Origin of the sequence: Cellulosimicrobium sp. SL-1, from assembly GCF_011033075.1 — a bacterium.
Lineage (GTDB): Bacteria > Actinomycetota > Actinomycetes > Actinomycetales > Cellulomonadaceae > Cellulosimicrobium > Cellulosimicrobium funkei.
Window position 1 is genome coordinate 196,927 of sequence record NZ_JAACJC010000010.1, and the last position, 18,226, is coordinate 215,152.

General features: G+C 74.9%; 13 protein-coding genes. All 13 read right to left on the minus strand.

Annotated elements, in window-relative coordinates; translation table 11 throughout:
- Positions 1-90: 90 nt before the first annotated feature.
- Positions 91-3,645, minus strand: a complete 3,555-nt coding sequence (gene smc, locus GWJ10_RS16350; RefSeq protein ID WP_163188538.1) for a chromosome segregation protein SMC — start codon at positions 3,643-3,645, stop codon at positions 91-93.
- A 135-nt stretch (positions 3,646-3,780) separates the two neighbouring features.
- Positions 3,781-4,233 (minus strand): nucleoside-diphosphate kinase, encoded by a 453-nt coding sequence (ndk, locus tag GWJ10_RS16355; protein ID WP_031317103.1) that lies wholly within the window; start codon positions 4,231-4,233, stop codon positions 3,781-3,783.
- A 76-nt stretch (positions 4,234-4,309) separates the two neighbouring features.
- Positions 4,310-4,804 (minus strand): DUF4233 domain-containing protein, encoded by a 495-nt coding sequence (locus tag GWJ10_RS16360; RefSeq protein WP_306303334.1) that lies wholly within the window; start codon positions 4,802-4,804, stop codon positions 4,310-4,312.
- Positions 4,805-4,808: 4 nt separating this feature from the next.
- Positions 4,809-6,530, minus strand: coding sequence for an MDR family MFS transporter (locus tag GWJ10_RS16365; RefSeq protein WP_163188540.1), 1,722 nt, complete (start codon positions 6,528-6,530; stop codon positions 4,809-4,811).
- Positions 6,531-6,666: 136 nt separating this feature from the next.
- On the minus strand, positions 6,667-7,356 hold the full coding sequence (locus GWJ10_RS16370) for a TetR/AcrR family transcriptional regulator (RefSeq protein WP_241005863.1): 690 nt from the start codon (positions 7,354-7,356) through the stop codon (positions 6,667-6,669).
- 75 nt (positions 7,357-7,431) lie between these two features.
- A complete protein-coding gene (gene dhaM / locus GWJ10_RS16375; RefSeq protein WP_076406422.1) occupies positions 7,432-8,169 on the minus strand; it encodes a dihydroxyacetone kinase phosphoryl donor subunit DhaM in 738 nt (245 codons plus the stop codon).
- Entirely contained in the window at positions 8,166-8,810 is a 645-nt protein-coding gene (gene dhaL, locus GWJ10_RS16380) for a dihydroxyacetone kinase subunit DhaL (RefSeq protein WP_076406420.1), read from the minus strand. Before dhaL ends, dhaM begins: the two co-directional genes overlap by 4 nt.
- 69 nt (positions 8,811-8,879) lie before the next feature.
- On the minus strand, positions 8,880-9,875 hold the full coding sequence (gene dhaK / locus GWJ10_RS16385) for a dihydroxyacetone kinase subunit DhaK (RefSeq protein ID WP_076406418.1): 996 nt from the start codon (positions 9,873-9,875) through the stop codon (positions 8,880-8,882).
- A 144-nt stretch (positions 9,876-10,019) separates the two neighbouring features.
- Positions 10,020-11,441, minus strand: coding sequence for a folylpolyglutamate synthase/dihydrofolate synthase family protein (locus GWJ10_RS16390; RefSeq protein ID WP_163188544.1), 1,422 nt, complete (start codon positions 11,439-11,441; stop codon positions 10,020-10,022).
- Positions 11,438-14,899: an isoleucine--tRNA ligase gene (ileS, locus tag GWJ10_RS16395; protein WP_163188606.1), complete on the minus strand. Its 3,462-nt coding sequence runs from the start codon at positions 14,897-14,899 to the stop codon at positions 11,438-11,440. Before ileS ends, GWJ10_RS16390 begins: the two co-directional genes overlap by 4 nt.
- A gap of 245 nt (positions 14,900-15,144) precedes the next feature.
- Complete coding sequence (locus GWJ10_RS16400; protein WP_043658411.1) at positions 15,145-15,393, minus strand: hypothetical protein; 249 nt, start codon at positions 15,391-15,393, stop codon at positions 15,145-15,147.
- A gap of 335 nt (positions 15,394-15,728) precedes the next feature.
- Positions 15,729-17,297: a molybdopterin-dependent oxidoreductase gene (locus GWJ10_RS16405; RefSeq protein WP_163188545.1), complete on the minus strand. Its 1,569-nt coding sequence runs from the start codon at positions 17,295-17,297 to the stop codon at positions 15,729-15,731.
- 88 nt (positions 17,298-17,385) lie between these two features.
- Complete coding sequence (locus tag GWJ10_RS16410) at positions 17,386-18,225, minus strand: SDR family NAD(P)-dependent oxidoreductase (RefSeq protein WP_241005864.1); 840 nt, start codon at positions 18,223-18,225, stop codon at positions 17,386-17,388.
- Between the last annotated feature and the right edge of the window lies 1 nt (position 18,226).

Consider the following 18,226-nt stretch of genomic DNA (forward strand, 5'->3'; position numbering starts at 1 on the left):
CAGCACCACATCTTCACAAGGCCCGGAATTGCAACGATCCTGGAGGTTCCGCCCAGGTGCGGACGAGGCGGACGGACCGCCCCGCGCGGCTTACGCGGGGACCTCCTCGCGCGCCTCGGACATGCGCTGGCCGATGACCGTCGTGACGCCGTCGCCGCGCATCGTCACGCCGTAGAGCGCGTCGGCGATCTCCATGGTGCGCTTCTGGTGCGTGATGACGATGAGCTGCGAGTCCTCCTGGAGCTCGCGGAAGATCTCGAGCAGGCGGCCGAGGTTCACGTCGTCCAGGGCGGCCTCGACCTCGTCCATGACGTAGAACGGCGAGGGCCGCGCCTTGAAGATCGCGACGAGGAGCGCGACCGCCGTGAGCGAGCGCTCGCCGCCGGACAGCAGGGACAGGCGCTTGACCTTCTTGCCCGCGGGACGGGCCTCGACCTCGATGCCCGTGGTCAGCATGTCGTCCGGGTCGGTGAGGACCAGGCGCCCCTCGCCGCCCGGGAACATGCGCGCGAACACGCGCTCGAACTGCTCGGCGGTGTCGCGGTACGCGTCCGAGAACACCCGCTCGACGCGCTCGTCGATCTCCTTGACGATCTCCAGCAGGTCGGCGCGCGACTTCTTGAGGTCGGCCAGCTGGTCGGCGAGGAACTTGTGCCGCTCCTCGAGCGCGGCGAACTCCTCGAGCGCGAGCGGGTTCACCTTGCCGAGGCGGCCTAGGTCGCGCTCCGCGGCGCGCAGCCGCTTCTCCTGCTGCGCGCGGTCGTACGGGACCGTGCGCTGCTCGCCGTCGTCGGAGGGGACGGGCACCTCGCGGTGCGGGCCGAGCTCCTCGACCAGGACGGCCGGGTCGAGCCCGAGCTCGTCGACGCTGCGCGCCTGGAGCTGCTCGATGCGCAGCTGCTGCTGCGCGCGCGCCACCTCGTCGCGGTGCGCGACGTCCGTCAGCTCGCGCAGGCGCGCCGCCAGGTCGTCGACCTCGCGGCGCGCAGCGGTCACCGCGGTGTCGCGCTCGGCCCGCGCCGCCTCCGCGGCGTCCCGCTCCGCGCCCGCCCGGGCCAGCGACCGGTCGATCGCGGCGAGGGCGAGCGTCGCGCCGTCGCGCACCGCGGACGCGCGGCCCGCCTGCCGCACCCGCGCCGCCTCGCGCCGCGCGGCCCGCTCGCGCGCGTCGCGCTCCGCGGCGGCAGCCCGGGCCAGCGACTGGGCCCGGCCCGCGACCGCCCGCGAGCGCTCCTCGCTCGTGCGCAGGGCGAGCCGTGCCTCGGTCTCGGCCGTGCGCGCCGCCGAGGCACGTGCGAGGAGGCGGTCGCGCTCGGCGCTCGCCTCCGCCACCGCGTCCTCGGACTGCTCCGGCGCCGCCTCCGCGACCTCGAGCCGCTCGACGAGCCCGGCGAGCGTCTCGCGTGCGTCGTCGAGACCCTGGGACGCCCGCTCCAGCGACGCGCGCACGCGCTCGGCCTCCGCGGCGGCCGAGCGCGCGGTCGCCCCCAGGTGCCCGAGCTGCTCCGCGACCGCGGCGAGCTGCGCGTCGGACTCGTTGAGCCGGTCGAGCGTGTCCTCGTACCGGGCGCGCGCCTCCTGCGCCGCCTCGCGCGCGCCCACGAGGGCGAACCGGGCGCGCTCGGCGCGGGCCGTCGCGTCGGCGTGCGCCGTGCGCGCCTCGTCGAGCGCCGACTGCAGGTGCAGCACGCTCGGCGCCGACGCCGACCCGCCCCACGCGCGCGTCGTCGCCAGGAGGTCCCCGCCCCGCGTCACGACGGCGACGTCCGGGTGCCGCGCCACGAGCGCGCGCGCCTGGCCCAGGTCGTCGACGACGGCCACGCCCGCGAGCAGGGACCGCACCGCCTCGCCGACGCCCCCGGCGGCGGTGACGACGTCGACGGCCCAGCGTGCGCCGTCGGGCAGGTCGACGGCGGCGGGGCCCGGACCGGGCTCCGCGGTCGCCACGACGAGGCCCGCGCGCCCGGCGTCCTCCGTGCGCAGGTACCGCAGCGCGTCGACCGCGGCGTCGACCGACTCGACCGCGACCGCGTCGGCGGCCGGGCCCAGCGCCGCGGCCACCGCGTCCTCGTAGCCCGCCTCGACGCCGAGCAGGGCCGCGAGCGACCCCACGACGCCGACGCCGTCCGCCGCGAGCAGCGCGCCCGCGCCGTCCTTGCGGTCGAGGCTCAGCTCGAGCGCCTCGATGCGCGCGCTCCACGTCGCGCGCTCCTGGTCCGCGGCCGTCGCGTCCGCCTCCAGGCCGGTCACGGCGGCGCTCGTGCGCTCGACCGCGTCCGCCGCGGCCTCGTGCTCGGCGTCGAGGCCCTCCTCGCCCTCCTCGGCGCCGACCACCTGGGTCTCGAGCACCGCGAACTCGGTGCGCGCCTGCGTGCCCCGGTGCTCGGCCTCCGCGAGCGACTCGCGCAGCCGTCCGATCTCGGCCTCCGCCGCCTCGACGCGCGTGCGCTGCGCCGCGACCTGCCCCGCGAGCCGCGCGAGACCCTCGCGGCGGTCCGCGGCACCGCGCAGCAGCGTCGCGACGGCCCGCTCCGCCTCCCCCGCGGCCTGCTCGGCGTCCTCCCGGTCGGTGACCGCGGCGGCGAGCGCGTCGCGCGCGCGGGCGACCTCCGCCTCGAGCTCCGCCTCGGTCGCGCGCACGCGCTCGGCCTGCGCCTCGAGCTCGTCCGGGTCCTGCCCGCGGGGCGCCGCCTCGGGGCGCCCGAGGAGACGCACGCGCTCCTCGGCGAGCGTGCGCGTGCCGCGCAGCCGCTCGCGCAGCGACGAGAGCCGGAACCAGACGTCGGTCGCGGCCCCGAGGGCGGGCGCGGCCTCCGCGGCCTCGCGCTCGAGCCGGCCGAGCGTGTCGCGCGCCGTCGCGAGCGCGCGCTCGACCTCCGCCTGCTGCGTGCGCAGGGCCGCCTCGTCGGCCATCTCCTGCTCGAGCGTCGCGGTGAGCTGGGCGAGGTCGTCGGCGAGGAGCCGGGCCCGCGCGTCGCGCAGGTCGGCCTGGATCGTGGCGGCCTTGCGCGCGATCTCCGCCTGCCGTCCCAGCGGGCCGAGCTGGCGCCGGATCTCCGTCGTGAGGTCCGCGAGCCGCGTGAGGTTGGCCTGCATCGCGTCGAGCTTGCGGAGCGCCTTCTCCTTGCGCTTGCGGTGCTTGAGGACGCCCGCGGCCTCCTCGACGAAGCCGCGGCGGTCCTCGGGCGTCGCGCGCAGGACGGCGTCGAGCTGCCCCTGGCCGACGATCACGTGCATCTCCCGGCCGAGGCCCGAGTCGGAGAGGAGGTCCTGGATGTCGAGCAGGCGGCACGCGCTGCCGTTGATCGCGTACTCGGACCCGCCGCTGCGGAACAGCGTGCGGGAGATCGTCACCTCGGTGTAGTCGATCGGCAGGGCGCCGTCGGTGTTGTCGATCGTCAGGGACACCTCGGCGCGCCCGAGCGGGGGCCGGCCGGAGGTGCCGGCGAAGATGACGTCCTCCATCTTGCCGCCGCGCAGGGTCTTGGCGCCCTGCTCCCCCATCACCCACGCGAGCGCGTCGACGACGTTCGACTTGCCCGAGCCGTTCGGCCCGACGACGCACGTCACGCCGGGCTCGAAGCTCAGCGTCGTCGCGGACGCGAACGACTTGAAGCCGCGCAGCGTCAGGGTCTTGAGGTGCACGGACCCGAGCCTAGTGCGGCGCTCCCACGATCCTGCGGACGTCCGCGACCGGCCGTGGCGGACCGCGCACACCGCGGCGGGCACGCGAACGCCCCGCCCCGGAGGCCCGGGACGGGGCGGACGTGCGCGTGCGGGTCAGCCGAGCTCTGGGAACCAGAGCGCGATCTCGCGCGCGGCGGACTCGGGCGAGTCCGACCCGTGCACGAGGTTCTGCTGGACCTTGAGGCCCCAGTCGCGGCCGAGGTCGCCGCGGATCGTGCCGGGCAGCGCCTCGGTCGGGTTGGTCGCGCCGGCGAGCGAGCGGAAGCCGGGGACGACGCCCTGGCCCTCGGCCACGACCGCGAGGATCTTGCCCGAGAGCATGAAGTCGACGAGCGGCTGGAAGAACGGCTTGCCCTCGTGCTCGGCGTAGTGGGCGGCGAGCAGCTCGGGCGTCGCGTCGAGCAGGCGCACGGCGGCGAGCGTGTAGCCCTTGGCCTCGACGCGCCGGAGGATCTCGCCGGACAGGCCGCGGCGGACGCCGTCGGGCTTGACGAGGATGAGGGTGCGCTCGATGGTCTCGGTCAGTGCGGGTGCGACGTCGGTCATGGTCGCCGAGCCTACCGGCCGCAGGCCGGTGCGCCGCGCCCGGCGGGCGGCCGCAGGGCCGCGCGCGCCGTGCGGGTCAGCCGGCGTTGGGCGCGGTCTCGGGGTGCTCGGCGTCGTAGGCCGCGCGCTCGCGGTCGATGCGCCCGCCGAGGCGGATCGAGACGATCCACAGGACGACGAAGAGGCCGCCCACGAGGAACATCATGGGAACGACCAGCCCGAGCGCGAGCACGGGCACCTGGACCACGGACCCGGCGACGTACCCGCCGGGCGTGCCCACCATGCGCGACAGCACGACGAGCACGACGGCGAGCACCCCGCCCACGACCCAGATCGACGTCGCGGAGGGCAGCTCGAGCGGGCCGCGCGAGTAGGGCACGTCGCGCAGGCCGTAGGCCACGAGCGTCGCGAACACGACGAGGAACGCCTCGAGCAGGAGCGTGGTCGACGCGAACTGGACCTTCGCGGGCTTCTTGGGCTTGATGCGGTCGCCCGGGGACGGACGCACCGGGCCCGCCGCGCGGCCGTGGCGGGACGGCTGCGCGGCGGGCTGCGACGGTGAGGTGCTCACCCGGTCAGGATACCGGCGCGCCGTCGCGCTCCCGGCTCCCGGGGCGCTCGTCGTCCGGTCCACCGCCGCCCGCGGGCACGACGACCGCGGCACCGTCGACCTGGCCCGTCGCGGGGGCGTCCTCGCGCAGGTCGCCGTGGTCCGCGACGGCCTCGCCGCGCGCGACCATCCCGGCGACGTCGGACAGCTTGACCTCGCGCAGGAACAGCGCGAGCACGAACCCGACGAGGACGAGGGGGACCAGGTACCAGAACGCGGGGGCGAGCGCGTCGGTGAACGCGTCGACGACGCCCGTGTGGATCGGCTCCGGGAGCTGCTGCACCAGCTCGGGCGTGAGCGAGGAGCCCTCCGCGCCGGCGGGGGCCGCACCGCCCGGCACGCCCGCGAAGACGCCCTCGAGGTTGTCGGCGAGCCGCGACGTGAAGATGGTGCTGAACAGCGCCGTCCCGACGGCCGCGCCGATCTCGCGGAAGAAGTTGTTCGCGCTCGTGGCGGTCCCGATCTCGTGCGGGTCGACCGAGTTCTGCACGGCGAGCACGATCGTCTGCATGACGAGGCCCATCCCGGCGCCCATGACGAAGATCATCGCACCGAAGAGCCACATCGACATGTCGCCCGTGATGCGCGTGAGCCAGACCATCCCGGCCGCGGTGATCGCGAGCCCCACCACCGGGTAGATCTTGTACCGCCCGGTCTTGGTGATGGCGATACCGGACCCGATGGCCGTGATCATGACGCCGACCATCATCGGGAGCATGAGGAACCCGGACTCGGTGACCCCGGCGCCCGTGGACATCTGCAGGAACGTCGGGAGGAACGCGAGCGCCGAGAACATGCCCATGCCGAGCACGAGGCCGATGAGCGTCGCGATGGTGAAGGTCCGGTTCTTGAACAGGTGCAGCGGGAGCAGCGGCTCCTCGGCGCGGTTCTCGACGAGGACGAACGCGACGACCGACACCACGACGGCCGCGACGAGGCCGAGCAGCCACGGGTCGGACCAGTCGTAGCCCGACGACGTCGTCAGGGACTCCCAGCTCGTCACCAGGACGATGCCGGACGTCGCGACGACGAGGAAGAAGATGCCCGCGACGTCGATCTTGCGGCCCGCGCGGTGCGAGGGGAGCTTGAGCGCGACCCACGCCACGACGAACGCGGCGACGCCGATGGGCACGTTGATCCAGAACGCCCAGCGCCAGCCCGGGCCCTCGGTGAACCAGCCGCCGAGGAGCGGCCCGATGACCGCGGCGATGCCGAAGAGCGCGCCCATGGGACCCATGTACTTGCCGCGGTCCTTGGCGGGGACGATGTCGGCGATGATCGCCTGCGACAGGATCATCAGACCGCCGCCGCCGAGGCCCTGGACGCCGCGCCAGGCGACGAGCTCGGGGAACGACTGCGCGAACCCGGCGCCGGCCGACGCGACCGTGAAGAGGCCGATCGCGACGAGGAACGGCCAGCGGCGGCCCCAGAGGTCGCCGAACTTGCCGTAGAGCGGCATGACGATGGCGATCGCCAGGATGTAGGCCGTGATGACCCAGCCCTGGTGCTCGACGCCGTGGAGCTCGCCGACGATCGTCGGCATCGCGGTGCCGACGATCGACTGGTCGAGCGAGGACAGGAACATCGACGCCATGAGCGCGCCGAAGATCACCCACACGGTGCGCGGGGTGAGCACGACGAGCGGCTTGCCGCCGTCGACGTGTGGTGCTGCGGTGGAGGAGGCCATGAGGATCCGGTTCGGTCGGGACGGACGGGCGCACGCCGACGGGCGCGGCCCGTCGTCGGGTGGGGGCTGGTGAGGTGCGGGAGGTCGGGCGGGAGACCCGAGCGGTGGTGTCCTCGCGCGGGGCGAGGGGCTGCGGTCAGGGGGCCGCGGGATCAGGGGCGCGCGTGTCGCGGAGCAGCGCGCGGAGCTGGTCGACGACGCCCGGCAGGTGGTCCACCGGCTCGCCCTCGCGGCCCCGCTGCTGCCACTCGACCGTGCTCGCCCGCAGGAGGCTCATGACGACGAGCGCCAGGAGCTCGGGGTCCGGGACGAACGGCCGGACCGCGCGACGTGCGACGAGCATCTCGACGAGCTCCGCACGGTGGCCCTCGACCCACGCGACGTGGCGCGCGACGAGGTGCGGCTCGCGCTGCACGAGCTCGAGCGTGCGCGCCATGCGCTCGGGAGTGACGACCTCGTGCGCGAGCACGTCGGCCACCACGACCTCGAGGTCGTCGAGGAGCGCGCCCGTCGGACCGCCGGAGACGAAGGCCGCGACGACGTCCGGTCGGACCGAGAACTCCTCGAGGCCGAGCACGGCGTCGTCCTTCGCGGGGAAGTAGTTGAAGAACGTGCGGGGCGAGACGCCGACGGCCGCGCAGATGTCCTCGACCGTCACGGCGTCGAGGCCGCGGTCGAGGACGAGGGTCTGCGCGGCGTCGACGAGGGCCTCGCGGCGCGCGCGCTTCTTGCGCTCCCGCAGCCCGCCGGGCGACGGCACGAGGCATGCCGCGGCCCGCTCGGCCACGGAGGGGCGAGCGGGCACGTCAGGCGGAGTCGTCGGCACGAGGAGCATTCTTGCATCCCCTGCAATTTTGCATCAACTGCAATATCGGGTGACGGAGGTCACACCTCCGCGGCGTCAGACCTCGCCGAACCCGCCCTCCACCGCCTCGACCACCGCGCGCACGGCGTCCGCGGCCTGCGGGCCCTCCCCCGTGACCGTGAGCTCCTGCCCGCCGGTCGCGCCGAGCTTCATGAGCTCGAGGACGCTCGCCCCGTTGACGCCGTCGATCGCGACGCTCGCGTCGAACCCGGCGACCAGGCGGGCGAGCACGGCGGCGGGCCGGGCGTGCAGGCCGAGCGGGTTGCGCAACGTCACGACGGCGCGGGCCTCCCCCGCCGGCGGGGCGCCGTCCGCAGGGTTCTCCTCCCCCGCCTCCGGTGCCGCGGCGGGGACGGCGAACGTGCCGCCCGCGTGCTCCGCGGACGCGAGGACCTCGGCCACGTCGCCGCCGCCGTGCGCGGTGACGGCCGCCGCGACGGCGCCCTCGACGAACGGCGCGTCCGCGAGCAGCACGCGCCCGTCGAAGCCGTCCTCCAGGTCCAGCACCGACTCGACCGTCATCACGGCCGAGCCCAGGTCCGCGAGCACGACGACGCCGTCCGCGACGCGCAGCGCCTCGTCGATCGCGCCGGAGACGCGGTCGTAGCTCGTGCCGAGGCCGCCGTCGTCCGTCCCGCCCGCCGCGAGCAGCAGGACGCCGGGCGCCATCTGCGCGGACAGCTCGACGGCCCCCTGCGCGAGGCGCTGCGAGTGGGAGACGAGGACGAGCGCGACCCGGGCCCGCGTGCCGACCGGTCCGGCCACGCCGCTCACGCCGCCGCCGCGTCGCGCGCGGCCTCGAGCAGGATCGCGGTCGACGTCGCGCCCGGGTCCTGGTGGCCCGCGCTGCGCTCGCCGAGGTAGCTCGCCCGGCCCTTCGTCGCCACGAGCGGCGCGGTGGCCTCGGCGCCCTCGCGCGCGGCCCGGGCGGCGGCCGCGAGGACGTCGGCCGTCGAGCCGCCCGCGTCGGCCGCGGCCTCCGCCGCGTCGACCGCGGGCTGCCAGGCGTCGACCATCGTCTTCTCGCCGACCTGCGCCTTGCCGCGCGCGGAGATGCCCTCGAGCGCTCCCTCGAGCAGCGCGACGACGCCGTGCGCGTCGAGCTCCGCGAGGCCGGTCACCTTCGCGGCGCGCAGGTAGGCGGTCCCGTAGAGCGGGCCCGAGGCGCCGCCGACGGACGACATGAGCGTCGTGGCCACGAGCTTGAGCACGTCGCCGATCTGGCCGGGCGGCTGCTCGCCGTCGGCCGCCCCGTCGAGCTTGGCGACCACCGCGCGGAAACCCCGGTCGAGGTTCTCGCCGTGGTCGCCGTCACCGATCTGGCGGTCCAGCTCCGTCAGCTCGTCCCGCGCCGCCGCGATCCGCTCCGCGCTCAGCCGGGTCCATCGCTCGGCCCAGGCCACGTCCAGCGTCATGCCCCACCTCTCCTCGCCGTCGAGCCGGCGGTGCGCCGACTCCAGGAGACTGCACGAAAGGGCACCCGCTCACCAGCGCAGCGCGGCCGTGTGGACGGGAGCGTCCCACAGGGCGGTGAGCTCGTCGTCCAGGCGCAGCACGGTGACCGACGCACCCTGCATCTCCAGCGACGTGACGTAGTTGCCGACGAGCGAGCGCGTCACGCGTACGCCGCGCCCTTCGAGCAGCCTCCTCGCCTGACGATAGACGACGTACAGCTCGGACAGCGGGGTACCGCCCATTCCGTTAACGAACAGCAACACGTCCTCGCCGTCGGCGAGGCCCAGGTCGTCGGCCACGGGATCGACCAGCCGCTGCGTGATCTCGTCCGCCGACGCGAGCGGGATCCGGTGCCGCCCGGGCTCGCCGTGGATCCCGATGCCGATCTCGACCTCGTCGTCGCCGAGGTCGAAGCTCGGCCTGCCCACGTGCGGCACGGTGCACGCCGTGAGGGCGACGCCCATCGAGCGCACGTTCGCCACGACGCGCCCGGCGATCTCCGTCACGGTGCCGAGGTCGTCGCCGCGCTCGGCCGCCGCGCCCGCGATCTTCTCGACCGCGACCGTCCCCGCGACGCCGCGCCGACCCGCGGTGTAGAGCGAGTCCTCGACCGCGACGTCGTCGTTGACGAGGATGCTCGTGACCTCGGTGCCCTCGGCCTCGACGAGCTCGACCGCCGTCTCGAAGTTCAGCACGTCGCCCGTGTAGTTCTTGACGATCGCGAGCACGCCGGCGCCCGAGTCGGCGCCGAGGATCGCCGGGACGATCTGGTCGGGCGTCGGCGAGGTGAACACCGCGCCCGGCACCGCGGCGTCGAGCATCCCCGGCCCGACGAAGCCCGCGTGCAGCGGCTCGTGGCCCGAGCCGCCGCCCGAGACCAGCCCGACCTTGCCGGCCACCGCGCCGCCGGCGCGCGACACGTACGGGGGCGCGAGGTGCACCTGCACGAGGTCGGCGTGCGCCTGGCCGAAGCCCTCGAGGGACTCCGTCACCGCGTCCTGGGGATCGTTGAGCAGCTTCTTCACCGGTCATCCCTCCATCGGTCCGTGCGCCCGGTGCTCCGGGCGCCGACAGCCCCCGCGACGTCGGCAGGCCGCGCCCGGCGTGCCCGCCGCCGTCGTCGCCTCCATCAAACACCCGGCCGCCGCGCGCCGCGCGGCGTCCGGGCGTCAGCCGCGACCGAGCAGGACGCGCGCGTCGGCCACCGTCACGACCGAGCCCGTGACCAGGACGCCCGTGCCCGTGCCGACGCCCACGGCGTCGTCGCGCTCGACGAGGTCGACCGCCACCTGGAGCGCCTCGTCGAGGCGCTCGGTGCTGTGCACGCGGTCCTCGCCGAAGACGTCGGCCGCGAGCTCGGCGAGCTCCGTCGGGTCGGCCGAGCGCTCCGAGCTGTTGCGCGTCACGACGATCTCCGCGAGCACCGGCTCGAGCGCCGCGAGGAGCGGCTCGGCGTCCTTGTCGGCCATGATCGCGACGACGCCGACGAGGTGGCGCAGGTCGAACGCCTCGCCGAGCGCCGTCGCGAGCGCCTCGGCCCCCGCGGCGTTGTGCGCCGCGTCGACGAGGACGGTCGGGCTGGACCGCACGACCTCGAGCCGTCCCGGCGACGTGACGTCCGCGAAAGCCGCCTCGACGAGCGTGCCGTCGAGCGCCCGGCCGCCGAGGAACGCCTCCACCGCGCCGAGCGCGAGCAGCGCGTTGTGCGCCTGGTGCTCGCCGTGCAGCGGGAGGAACACCTCGGTGTAGAGCGCAGCGGGCGTGCGCAGGTCGAGGAGCTGGCCGCCGACCGCGACCTGGCGCGCGGCGACGTCGAGGTCGACGCCCTCGCGCAGCAGGCGCGCGCCGACGCGCTCCGCCCGGGCCCGCAGCACCTCCTCGACCTCGGGGCGCTGCGCGGCCGAGACGACGGTCGCGCCCTCCTTGACGATGCCCGACTTGACCGTCGCGATCTCCTCGAGCGTGCTCCCGAGCCACCGCTCGTGGTCGAGCGCGACGGGTGTCACGACGGCGACCTCCGCGTCGACCACGTTGGTCGAGTCCCACTCGCCGCCCATACCGACCTCGACGATCGCGACGTCGACGGGCGTGTCCGCGAACGCGGCGAACGCCACGCCCGTGAGGACCTCGAAGAAGCTGAGCTGTGACTGCCCGCTCTCCGCGAGCTCCGCGTCGACGACCTGCACGTAGGGGTAGACGTCCTCCCACACCTCGACGAACCGGCGCGCCGAGAGCGGCTCGCCGTCGACGACGATCCGCTCGGTGACGCTCGTCAGGTGCGGGCTCGTGAACAGGCCGGTGCGCAGGCCGTGCTCACGCACGAGACGCTCCGCGACGCGCGCGGTGCTCGTCTTGCCGTTGGTCCCGGTGAGGTGGATCGTCCGGAACGCGTGCTGCGGGTCGCCGAGCAGCTCGAACAGGCGCCGCACCCGGTCGATCGTCGGGTCGAAGTCGTGCTCGGGAGCACGGGACACGATGTGCTGGTAGACGCGCTCGAGGTCCGCCTGCGCGGCGGCGTCCTCCGCCGCCGCGCGGGCGTCCTTCGCGCTCTGCCGTCGTGCGGCGCCGGAGTCCTTGCGTGCGGCGCTCACAGGTTCGCCTCCTCGACGGGGCCAGCGTCCGGGACGGTGCCGTCGGCCTTCTCGACGCGCACGGAGCGCACGTCGGTCGGCGACGTCTCGACGACGACCTCGACCGCGAGCGTCTCGCGCGCGACGAGGTCACGGTGCTCCTCGACGGCCGCGAGCCACTCGCCCGGCACGTCGAGCGAGAGCCGGATGCGGTCGGCGACGTCGAGCCCGGCGGCCTTGCGCGCGTCCTGCACGTCGCGGATCACGTCGCGCGCGTAGCCCTCGGCGAGCAGCGCGTCGTCGAGCGCGAGGTCGAGGACGGCGAACCCGCCGCTCGCGAGCACCGCGGCGGCGATGCTCGGCGCCTCCCCCTCGGCGACGCCGCGGTCGGCGACCACCGTCGTCAGCTCGTACTCCGCGGGCAGGAGCGCGACGTCGCCGTCGTCCGTCGTCACGACGACCTCCCCGGCGTCGTCCACGCGCCACGCACCGGCCTTGGCGGCCTTGATGACGGCCTGCACCCCGCGGCCCAGGCGCGGGCCCGCGGCGCGGGCGTTGACCGCGAGGCGCTGCGTGATGCCGAAGCGCTCCGCGGCGTCCGAGTCGGTGGACTCGAGCTCGACGGCCTTGACGTTGAGCTCGCGCGCCAGCAGGTCCGTGTACGGCGCGAGCGCCCCCGGGTCGTCCACGACGACCGTGAGCCGCGCGAGCGGCTGGCGCACCCGGAGCTGGTGCGCCTTGCGCAGGCCGAGCGCGGCCGACGCGACGGCGCGGACCTCGTCCATCGCGGCGACGAGCGCCGGGTCGGCGACGAGGGACGCGTCCGGGACGTGACGCACGGCCACGGCGGACGAGCCGTCCTCGCCGACGAACCGCTCGCCGACCTCCTCGGTGGACGCCGGCCAGTCGGTGAGGTGGACCGAGCGCCCGCCGGTCAGGCCGCGCCACACCTCCTCCGCGAGCAGCGGGGCGAGCGGCGCCATGACGCGCGTGAGCGTCTCGAGCGCCGTGTACAGCGTGTCGAACGCGTCGGCGTCCTCCGCCCAGAACCGGTCGCGCTGGGTGCGCACGTACCAGTTGGTCAGGACGTCGAGGTGCTCGCGCACGGTCTCGCACGCGCCCGCGATGTCGTACGCGTCGAGCTGCCCGGTCACGCGCACCACGAGGTCGTGGGTGCGCGCGAGCAGGTAGCGGTCGAGCGCCGGGAGCCCGGCCACGCGCTCGGGCGCGACCTTCTGCGCGACGTACCCGGCGGGCTCGACGGGCTCGCCCGCCCGCGCCTGCGCCTTCGACGTGTTCGCGTACAGGGTGAAGAAGTAGTACGTGCTCCACAGCGGGAGCAGCACCTGGCGCACCGCGTCGCGGATCCCGTCCTCGGTGACGACGAGGTTGCCGCCGCGCAGGATGGGCGAGCTCATGAGGAACCAGCGCATCGCGTCGGAGCCGTCGCGGTCGAAGACCTCGTTGACGTCCGGGTAGTTGCGCAGCGACTTGCTCATCTTGCGGCCGTCGGAGCCCAGCACGATGCCGTGCGAGACGGCCGAGCGGAACGCCGGGCGGTCGAACAGCGCGGTCGCGAGCACGTGCAGCGTGTAGAACCAGCCGCGCGTCTGGCCGATGTACTCGACGATGAAGTCGCCGGGGTTGTGGTGCTCGAACCAGTCGGTGTTCTCGAACGGGTAGTGCACCTGCGCGTAGGGCATGGACCCCGAGTCGAACCAGACGTCCATGACGTCCTCGACGCGGCGCATGGTCGAGCGGCCCGTCGGGTCGTCCGGGTTGGGGCGCGTGAGGCGGTCGACGAACGGCCGGTGCAGGTCCGGCTCGCCCTTCTCGTTGCGCGGGAGGGTGCCGAAGTCCCGCTCGATCTCGGCGAACGAGCCGTACACGTCGACGCGCGGGTGCTGCGGGTCGTCCGAGCGCCACACCGGCACCGGGCTGCCCCAGAACCGGTTGCGCGTGATCGACCAGTCGCGCGCGTTCTCCAGCCACTTGCCGAACTGGCCGTGCTGGATGTGGTCGGGCGTCCAGGAGATCTGCTCGTTGAGCTCGACCATGCGGTCCTTGAACTTCGACACCGCGACGAACCACGACGAGACGCCCATGTAGATGAGCGGCTTGCGGCAGCGCCAGCAGTGCGGGTAGGAGTGCGCGTACGACTCGCGGCGCAGCAGCACCGTGCCGGGGCTCGTGGCGCCGAGCGGGAGGTCCGGCGTCTCCTCCCCCTGCGCGGCCGCGGCGTCGTGGCGCGTGCGGCCCTTGAGGTGGTCGATGATGAGCGCGTTCGCGTCGAAGACCTGGAGGCTCTCGTAGTCGACGACGGGGAAGACGAACTTGCCGTCGGACGCGACCGGGAGCACCGGCTCGACGCCCTCGCGGTCGGAGACGACCTTGTCCTCCTCGCCGAACGCGCCGGCGTTGTGCACGAGCCCGGTGCCGTCCGTGGTCGTGACGAAGTCTGCCTCGACGACCCGGTGCGCACCGGCGTGCCCGGCGAAGTACGAGAACGGCGGCGTGTACGACCGCCCGACGAGGTCGGCACCCGTGAACCGCTCGACGACCTGCGTCGTCACGTCCTCGACGCCCTCGTCGGCGAGCTCGCGCGCGTACGCCTCGAGACGCTCGGCGGCGATCACGTAGCGCTCCTTGACGCCCGTGAACGACGACTCCACGACGACGTACTCGACGTCGGGGCCGACCATGACGAACAGGTTCGACGGCAGCGTCCAGGGCGTCGTCGTCCAGATGAGCGCGAGCTCGCCCGTCTCGAGCCGGAAGCCGACGGTGACCGCCGGGTCCTGGCGGACCTGGTACACGTCCTCGTCCATGCGCAGCTCGTGGTTGGACAGCGGCGTCTGGTCGTTCCAGCAGTAGGGCAGCACGCGGAAGCCCTCGTAGACGAGGCCCTTGTCGTAGAGCTGCTTGAACGCCCACAGGACCGACTCCATGAACGTCGGGTCGAGCGTCTTGTAGTCGTGCTCGAAGTCGACCCAGCGCGCCTGGCGGGTCACGTAGTCCTGCCACTCGCTCGTGTACTTGAGCACCGACGCGCGGCACGCGTCGTTGAACCGCTCGATCCCCAGCTCGAGGATCTCCTCCTTGGTCTTGATCCCCAGCTGGTCCATCGCCTCGAGCTCGGCGGGCAGGCCGTGCGTGTCCCAGCCGAAGCGACGCTCGACGTGCTTGCCGCGCATCGTCTGGTACCGCGGCACGACGTCCTTCGCGTAGCCCGTGAGCAGGTGCCCGTAGTGGGGCAGGCCGTTGGCGAACGGCGGGCCGTCGTAGAAGACGAACTCGTTGCTGCCGTTCTCCCCGGCGGGGTTGCGCTCGACCGAGGCGCGGAACGTGTCGTCCGCCTCCCAGTAGGCGAGGACCTCGCGCTCGATCGCGGGCAGGTCCGGGGACGCGGGGACGCCGAACGCGGCCCCGGGGTGCGAGTCGGCGGCGGACGAGGGTGCGCGGTGCAGCGGATAGGCCATGGTCTCGAGGACTCCGGTGAGGTAGCGGCCGGCGGGGTGTCCGCCGTGGTGGTACGGGTCGGTCGTGCTCTCCTGCGAGGACGACTCCCCCACCTGGGGCGGGCTCGCCGCGGTACCACCTCGCTTGCCGGCGCCGTCCCCGCAGGTGCCCGACGTCGTCGGGCACCACGGGCGGTCGCCGACCGCTCGTCGCAGGCTGTGACGGGCCCACCCGTCCGGGTCTAGTGAGGACCTGCCGCGGGCCGTCAGGCCTGCCCCGCGGCGGGGTTCCCGTTCTTCCGGAGGCTCGCCGGTGATGGCCGGGTCGACGCCTGTGCCTCCATGGTAGCCGCCGCCCGGCGGCGCGCGGTGTAGGCGTCGATGTCGCGAGCGACGAGCCACTCGAGCGTGAGCGGGGGCCCGGCGGCAGCCGACGCGGTGAGGGCGGGGAGGGCGGGTGCCGACGACGGCACGGTGGTCGGGCGGTAGCGGGGGAAGTGCGGGGGAACGTACATGGTGGTCTCGCGTCCTGTGCTCGGCTGGCGTCCGTGGGTGCAGACCCGGTCGTGGCGTCGGACTCATCGCTGAGCCGTGGCGCGGGACCGGCGACCGTCACGCCCCGTCGCAGGGAGGGAGGGGCGGGAGGCTGCTCGCGGACACCAGGTCGAGGCTGCGCAGGGCGCCGCGAGCCCTCAACAACAGGTGGCGGGGAGGACCCGCGGGCGCGCCAGGACGAGCGTGCTGCTCGTGGGGCGCGCGGAGGTCACCCGCACATGGTGCCAGCACGCCCGTCGCGGGACAACCTCCGGTCCAGGACCCGGGCCACTCGCCTGGCCCCTCGTCGGGCCGGTCACCGGACGCGGACGGCGACCTCGTGCCAGCCCGAGGCGCCGTCGGGCGCAGGCGGGGCGACGTCGGCCGTCTGGGTGCGCCCGTCGGCGTCGGTCGCGCGGACCGTCAGCCGGTGCTCCCCGGGCGTCGCGTCCCACGCGTACGACCACTGCCGCCACGTGTCCGGGCCCACCGTGGCGGCGAGCGTCGCGGCGCGCCACGGGCCGTCGTCCACACGCACCTCGACGCCCTCGACGCCCGTGTGCTGGGCCCACGCCACGCCCGCGACGACGACCTCCCCCGCCTCCACGGCCGCGCCGTCGCGCGGGGTGTCGACGCGCGACGCGAGCTTGATCGGTCCCCGTTCCGACCACCCGCGCGTGGACCAGTAGGCGACGTCGTCGGCGAAGGTCGTGACCTTGAGCTCGGTGACCCACTTCGTCGCGGACACGTAGCCGTACAGCCCGGGCACGACGAGCCGGGCGGGGAACCCGTGCTCGGCCGGCAGCGCCTCGCCGTTCATCCCGACGGCGAGCAGGCTCGCCCGGTCGGGGTCGGTGAGGGCGTCGAGCGGCGTGCTCGCCGTCCACCCGTCGGCGCTCGTCGAGAGCACCATGTCGGCGCCGTCCTGCACTCCCGCGCGCGCGAGCAGCTCGCGCACCGGGTACCCGAGCCACCGCGCGTTGCCCACGAGGTCCCCGCCGACCTCGTTGGACACGCACGTGAGCGTGAGGTGGTGCTCGACGAGCGGGAGCGCGAGCAGCTCGTCGAGCGTGATCTCGAACGGGTCGTCGACGAGCCCCGAGACGCGCAGCGTCCACGACGCCGGGTCCACCTGCGGCACGCGCAGCGCCGTGTCGATGCGGTAGAAGTCCGCGTTCGGGGTGACGTACGGCGCGAGCCCGGGGACGCGCAGGTCCGCCCCGGCGGGCACGGCGGGGGCCGGGGTCGCGGGGGCGGGCAGCCGCAGCGCGGCGCGCGCGGCCGTCACGGCTCGCGAGCCGACGGACACCGCGCGCGACGTCGCGAGCGCGACGACGCCGGCCGCCGCGGCCAGTCCCGTGACGAGGAGGAACCTGCGGCGGTCGAGGCCGTCGGGCGTCGTCGCCGCGTCGTCGGCGCCGGAGGGCGCGGCAGGGCCGCGCAGCGTCCGGAGCGACGCGCGCAGCAGCAGCACGGCGACCCCCACGCCGACCAGGCTGGGCAGCGCCCAGGCCACGTCCCCGCCCGGCCGGGTGGCGGCGACGACCGCCCCGACCGCCCCGACGGCGGCGAGGAGCAGTGCGCCGGACGGCGGACGGCGGAGCTCGAGCCAGCCGCTGAGGGCCGCGCCCGCGGCGAGCACGACGCCCAAGACCCCGAGCAGCACCGCCTTGTCCGCGGTGCCGAAGGTCGCGACGGCCCAGTCCTTGAGGGGCCCCGGCACCGCGTCGACGACCCCCGCCCCGGCGGCGAACAGCGGGCTCGACCCGGGCGCGACGACGGCCGCGGCGAGCTCGGCCACGGCGAACCCGACGGCCGCCGCGACGACGCCCGCGAGCGCCGCCCGTCCGCCCGCCTGCCCGGCTGCCTGCCGCTGCCCCGTCATGCGCGTCCTCCCGTGGTCCAGTAGACGCCGGGCCGGCCCCGGGCGCCATCGTCGGTTCGGAGCGGCTCTGCTCCCGGACGGGTCCCGGTCAGCGGGCGGACGCGTCGGCGTCGCGCGCGGGCTCCACGCCCTTCGGGACGAGCGGCGCGCGCCACAGGGAGTACGTCGAGGCCTGCGCGACGGGCCGCAGGATCAGCGAGTCGATGTTCACGTGGTGCGGGCGCGTGACGGCGAACGTCACGACGTCGGCGACGTCGTCGGCGGTGAGCGGGTCCACGACGCCCTCGTAGACGGCGTCGGCCCCCGCCTGGTCCCCGTGGTAGCGGTTGAGCGAGAACTCGGGCGTGTGCACGAGGCCCGGCGCGATCTCGATGACGCGGATCGGCTCGCCCACGAGCTCGAGGCGGAGCGTCTTCGCGACGCCGAGCAGCGCGTGCTTGGACGCGACGTAGCCGGAGCCGCCGACGTACGTGTCGTGGCCCGCGGTCGACGTCATGAGCACGATGTCGCCGCGGCGCGACGCGCGCAGGAGCGGCAGGAAGGCCCGGGTCACGCGCACGGTGCCGAGCACGTTCGTCTCGTACATCGCGCGCCACTCGTCGATCTTCGCCTCGTCGACCGGGTCGACGCCGAGGCCGAAGCCCGCGATGTTGAGCAGCGCGTGCACGGGCCCGCGAGCACCTGCCTCGGCGACGAGGCGCGCGACGTCGTCGTCGGAGGTCACGTCGCCCACCACGGGGTGGGCGCCCGTGCGCTCCGCGACCTCGGCGAGCCGGTCCGCGCGGCGCGCGAACGCCACGACGTCCCAGCCCCGGGCGCGCAGGAACCGTACGCACGCCTCCCCGATGCCCGACGACGCGCCGGTCACCACGGCGCGCAGGGGCGAGGTCGCAGGGTCGGGGGCGGGCGGGTTCGACGGCTCGGTCACG